This is a genomic window from Pyxidicoccus trucidator (assembly GCF_010894435.1).
Classification (GTDB): Bacteria; Myxococcota; Myxococcia; order Myxococcales; family Myxococcaceae; genus Myxococcus; species Myxococcus trucidator.
Genome location: NZ_JAAIXZ010000038.1, coordinates 24,991 through 30,990, shown reverse-complemented (window position 1 = coordinate 30,990; position 6,000 = coordinate 24,991). Strand labels below are relative to the sequence as shown.

General features: G+C 71.6%; 1 protein-coding gene (only partly in view). It reads left to right on the top strand.

Going from position 1 to position 6,000, the window contains the following annotated elements:
• On the top strand, window positions 1–6,000 hold part of the coding region annotated (locus G4D85_RS47975) for a non-ribosomal peptide synthetase (RefSeq protein WP_164021767.1) (this coding region is incomplete at both ends). Its footprint extends 24,990 nt past the window's final position; 6,000 of 30,990 annotated nt are visible.

Sequence of the window (6,000 nt, the reverse complement as noted above, 5' to 3'; positions counted from 1 at the left end):
TGTGGCAGCGCTCCTGGTTGCAGGGTGAGGCGCTGGAGAACCAGCTCGCGTGGTGGCGTGAGCACCTGAAGGGCGCGCCCCAGGCGCTGGAGCTGCCCACCGACTTCGCCCGCCCGCCCCTTCAGACCTTCCACGGCGCCGCTGCTCCCATCCGCTTGTCGCGCCCGCTGTCCGACGCCCTGCGCGCGTTCTGCCAGCAGCAAGGCGTCACCCCCTTCATCGTGCTCCTGGCTGCCTTCCAGGCGTTGATGTCCCGGTACTCGGGCCAGGACGATGTCGTCGTCGGCTCGCCCACCGCCGGCCGCCGCTTCGCCGAGCTGGAGGGCCTCATCGGCTTCTTCGTCAACACGCTCGCCCTGCGCTCGCGGTTGGATGACCAGCCGTCGCTGACGCAGCTGGTGGCCCGGGTGCGCGAGGCCACGCTGGGGGCCCAGTCCCACCAGGACATTCCCTTCGAGAAGCTCGTCGAGGCGCTCGCGCCGGGACGTGCGCTGGACCGCACTCCGCTGTTCCAGGTGTTCTTCACGCTGCAGAACACCCCGGGCGGGTCCGCCGAGAACACGGACCTGCGCATCACTCCGTTTGGAGAGGGCACCAGCGTCGCCCGGTTCGACCTGGAGCTGTCGATGGGTGAGTCGCCCGAGGGCTTCGCGGGCACCTTCCAATACAACACCCGCCTCTTCCTGCCGCGCACCGCGGAACGGATGGCATCGCACCTGGCCACGCTGCTCGAAGGCGCGCTGGCAAATCCCCTCCTGCCCCTGTCCGCCATTCCGCTGCTGGAGGCTCGCGAGCGCGAGCAACTGCTCGTCGGCTGGAATGACACGGCCCGCTCCTTCGAGGCCGCGCCGCTTCAGCTCCAGTTCGAGGCGCAGGTGGCGCGCACTCCGGACGCCCTGGCGCTGTCCTCTGGTGATGAGCAGCTCACCTACCGCCAGCTCCACCAGCGCGTGGTGCGACTGTCCCGCCGTCTCCAGGCGATGGGCGTTCGCCCCGACATGCCCGTGGGCCTGTGCGCCGTGCGCTCCTGCGACATGGTGGCCGGGTTGCTGGCCATCCTCCACGCCGGTGGCGCCTACCTCCCGCTGGACCCGAACTACCCCGCCGACCGACTCGCGTACATGCTCCGCGACTCCGGCGCCTCCGTCCTGCTGACGCACCAGTCCCTCCTCGACACCGTGCCTGGCGAAGGGCTGTCGGTGCTGCGCTTCGAGGACGCCACTGGGGAGGCCGAGGCCACGGTGGCGCCGGGGGCCTCTCAGGCGGAGCACCTGGCGTACGTCATCTACACCTCGGGCAGCACCGGCCTGCCCAAGGGCGTCATGGTGCCCCACCGCACCGCCGCCAACTTCCTCGCCTCCATGGACGGACTGCTGGAGGCCTCCTCCGCCGGCACCTGGCTGGCCGTCACCTCCATCTCCTTCGACATCCATGTTCTGGAGCTGCTGTGGACGCTGAGCCGCGGCCTGCACGTCGTCCTGCATGACGAGCATGCCGCCTCGCGTGGCGGGAAGGCGCCTTCGCTGCCCGAGGTGCTGCGCCGCCACGCCGTCACGCACCTCCAGTGCACGCCCTCCTTCGCGCGCACCCTGGTGCTGGCTCCCGAAGCCGTTGCCTCGCTCAAGTCGCTGCGCCACCTGCTCGTGGGCGGCGAAGCCCTGCCCGGCACCCTGGCGCGCTCGCTCCGTGCCGCGCTGCCCCACACGACCCTCACCAATATGTACGGCCCGACGGAGACCACCGTCTGGTCCTCCACCCACCGCGTGAAGGACTCCGACGCGGTCGCCACCGTCTCCCTCGGCACTCCCATCGCCAACACGCGCCTGTACGTGCTGGACACCCGCAGCCAGCCGGTGCCCGTCGGCGTGCCCGGAGAGCTGTTCATCTCCGGTGAGGGCGTCGTGCGTGGCTACCTGCGCCGCCCTGAGTTGACGGCCGAGCGCTTCATTCCAGACCCGTTCTCCACCGCGCCGGGTGGCCGCATGTACCGCACCGGCGACCTGGCGCGCTGGCGGCATGACGGCACCCTGGACTTCCTCGGCCGCGCCGACTTCCAGGTGAAGGTGCGTGGCTTCCGCATCGAGCTGGGCGAAGTCGAAGCCGCACTCTCCCGTCACCCAGAGGTGGCCCAGGCCGTCGCGGGCGTGCACCGCGACAACAACGGCGACGGGCGGTTGGTGGCGTGGCTGGTGCCTCAAGCTGGCCGCACGCTGGATGCAGGCGCGCTGCTCTCCTGGGCCCGTCATCAGATGCCCGAGCAGCTGGTGCCCTCCTTCTTCGTCTCGCTGGACGCCTTCCCGCTCACGCCCAATGGCAAGGTGGACCGCAAGGCCCTGCCCGCTCCCACCGTGGCGTTGCTCTCCTCGGGCCTCTCCTACGTCGAGCCCCGCACGCCGCTGGAACAGCAGCTCGCCGAGCTGTACGCCTCCGTGCTGGGCGTCCCCCGGGTGGGAGCGCTGGACGACTTCTTCGCCCTGGGCGGCCACTCCCTGCTGGCCACCCAGGCCGTGTCTCGCATCCGCGCCGCCTTCGGCGTGGACGTGCCCCTGCGCGCCCTCTTCGAGGCGCCCACCGTCGCCGCGCTGGCCACTCACATCCAGGCCGCGCCTCGCATCGGCGACAGCCTGGCGGTGCCTCCGCTGCGGCGTGCCTCGCGTGACTCCGCGCTGCCGCTCTCCTTCACCCAGCAGCGCCTGTGGTTCCTGGACCAGCTCCAGCCCGGGAGCAGCGCGTACCACATGCCGTTCCTGGTCCGGCTGGAGGGAGACCTGGACGTCTCCACCCTCCAGCGCAGCCTCACGGAGCTGGTGCGCCGCCACGAGTCCCTGCGCACCAACTTCCGCGCGGGCACGGACGGGCCTCCCGTCCAGGTCATCCACCCACCCGCGTCCTTCCTGCTCCCCATCGTGGACGTGTCCGGACACGAGACGCCCGAAGAGGAGGCACGGCGCCAGCTGTTCACCGAGCGCTTCCAGCCCTTCGACCTGGCAAACGGTTCGCTCTTCCAGGGCGTGTTGATGCGGCTCGGGGCGAGAGACCACGTCCTGATGCTGACGATGCACCACATCATCTCGGACCTGTGGTCCGTGGGTGTGCTGGTGCGGGAGCTGAGCGCGCTCTTCCAGGCCTTCACCGCGGGACAGCCATCTCCCCTGCCGGAGCCCACGCTCCAGTACGCCGACTTCGCGGCCTGGCAGCGCGAGTGGCTCCAGGGTGAGACACTCGACGCGCAGCTCAAGTGGTGGCAGCAGCAGCTGGACGGCGCGCCCGACCTGGAGCTGCCCACCGACTTCCCCCGCCCGAAGACGCCCCGGAGTCCCGGAGGACATGCCGCGCTGAAGCTGGGCCCCGAGCTGTCCGCCGCGCTGACGGAGCTGTGCCGCCGTGAGGGCGCCACGCCCTTCATGGCTTTGCTGGCCGCCTTCCAGCTCGTGCTCAGCCGCTACTCCGGCCAGGACGACATCGTCGTCGGCTCGCCCATCGCCGGCCGCAACCAGGCCGAGCTCGAGGGCCTGGTCGGCTTCTTCCTCAACACCCTGGTGCTGCGCACCCGGCTCGACGGCGACCCCTCCCTGCGCGAGCTGCTGGGCCGCGTGCGCGGCGTCGCCCTGGACGCTTACGCCCACCAGTACGTTCCCTTCGAGCACCTCAGGCCCCTGCAGACCGACGGAGCCCAGCTCTTCCGCGTCATGTTCATGCTGCAGAACGTGGCCCGCATGGACCTGGACCTGCCTGGGCTCGCGCTGCGCCCGGTGGAACCACCGGTCAACGCCGCGAAGTTCGACCTGACCCTCGCCATCGACGAGGGCGCTTCGGGCTTCACCGGTCAGCTCGAGTACAGCACCGAGCTGTTCGAGCCAGCCACGGCCGAGCGGCTCCTGGCCCACCTCCAGCATGCCATCGCCACCCTGGTGACCCGGCCGGAGCTGCGGCTGTCTCAGGTGTCCCTGCTCGACGACGAGGAGCGCCACCGGCTCCTGGTCGAGTGGAGCGGCGCCCGCGCGGACTTCCCGGATGGCACCACCGTGGACGCGCTCATCCGCGAGCAGGCGCGGCTTGCCCCGGAGGCCCTCGCCGCCGTGGTGGACGGCCAGCGCCTGACGTACGCCGAGCTGGAGCACCGGGCCAACCAGCTCGCGAGCCGCCTGCGCCGCGAGGGCGTGGGCCCCGACTCCATCGTCGGCGTCTGCGTGGAGCGCTCGCTGGAGCTGGTGGTCGCTCTCGTGGGCATCCTGCATGCCGGCGGCGCGTACCTGCCGCTGGACCCGTCCCTGCCTCGGGAGCGCCTGGCCTTCATGCTGGAGGACAGCAACGCTCGCGCCCTGGTGACGCAGCAGCCCCTGCTCGGGCGCTTCTCGCGTCCTCCCTCGCGCGTAGTGCTGCTGGACGCGCAGCAGGAGGCGCTGGAGGCGGAGAGCGGCGCGCCGGTGCACGCGGGCGCCACCTCGCGCAACATTGCCTACGTCATCTACACCTCCGGCTCCACCGGCCAGCCCAAGGGCGTCCTGGTGGAGCACCGCGGCGTGTGCAACCTCGTGACGCACGAGGCCCGTGCGTACGAGGTGGGCCCCGGCACGCGCATGTTGCAGTTCGCCAACCTGGGCTTCGACATCTCCGTGGAGGAAGTCTTCACCACGCTGTGCGCGGGCGGCACGCTGCACCTGGCTCCGCTGGAGCGGCTGATGCCGGGTGAGCCGCTGCACGCCTTCCTGCGTGAGCAGGCCATCACCGCGGTGAGCCTCACGCCCGCCGCACTGGCGGTCACGGAGTCCAGCGGACTGCCCGCGCTGCGCACCGTCATCTCCGGCGGCGAGGCCTGCTCGGCGGACATCGTCGAGCGGTGGGGCCGGGGCCGCCGCTTCCTCAATACCTACGGCCCCACCGAGGGCACCGTGGTGGCCACCCTCACCGCCTGCGAGCCGGACGGGCGGGCCCCCTCCATCGGCCAGCCGCTGGCCAATGTGGAGACGTACGTGCTGGACACGGGGCTGCGGCCCGTCCCCACGGGCGTGCCGGGCGAGCTGTACCTGGGAGGCGTGGGCGTCGCTCGCGGCTACCTGGGCCGCCCGTCGCTGACGGCCGAGCGCTTCGTGCCCCACCCCTTCAGCCGCGAGCCCGGAGCGCGCCTGTACCGCACGGGAGACCGGGTGAAGTGGCGCTCCAGCGGCGAGCTGGACTTCCTGGGCCGCGTGGACACGCAGGTGAAGGTGCGTGGCTTCCGCATTGAATTGGGTGAGGTGGAGTCCGCCCTGGCCGCGCACCCCGCCGTGCGCGGCGCGGTGGTGGTGGTGCGCGAGGACGGCCCGCTGGGCCGCAGGCTGGTGGGCTACGCCGTGCCGGCACCCGGCCAGGTGGTGGAGGTGGAGGCGCTGCGCCGGTTCCTCAAGGAGCGGCTGCCCGAGTACATGGTGCCTGCGTCCCTCGTCCGGCTGGACGTGCTGCCCCTGACACCCAACGGCAAGGTGGACCACAAGGCGCTGCCCGCGCCCGATGCCTCCGCCGAGGCACGCCGGGACTTCGTCGCGCCGCGCACCGCCACCGAGCAGACCCTGGCCGAGCTGTGGAGCCAGCTGCTGGGCGTGACGCAGATTGGCGTCCACGACGGCTTCTTCGAGCTGGGTGGCCACTCCGTCATCGCGACGCAGGCCATCGCTCGCCTGCGCAACCTGTTCGGCATCGACCTGCCGCTGCGCGTGCTCTTCGAGGCGCCCACGCTGGAGGCGCTGGCCCGGAAGGTGGACGCCACCCTCGCGTCCGGCCAGGGCTCCAGCCTGCCCGCGCCGAGCCCGGTGCCCCGGAATGCAGCGCTGCCGCTGTCCTTCGCTCAGCAGCGCCTGTGGTTCCTGGACCAGCTCCAGCCAGGGAGCACCGCGTACCACATGCCGTTCCTGGTCCGGCTGGAGGGAGACCTGGACGTCTCCCTCCTCCAGCGCGGCCTCACGGAGCTGGTGCGGCGTCACGAGTCCCTGCGCACCAACTTCCGCGCGGGCTCGGACGGGC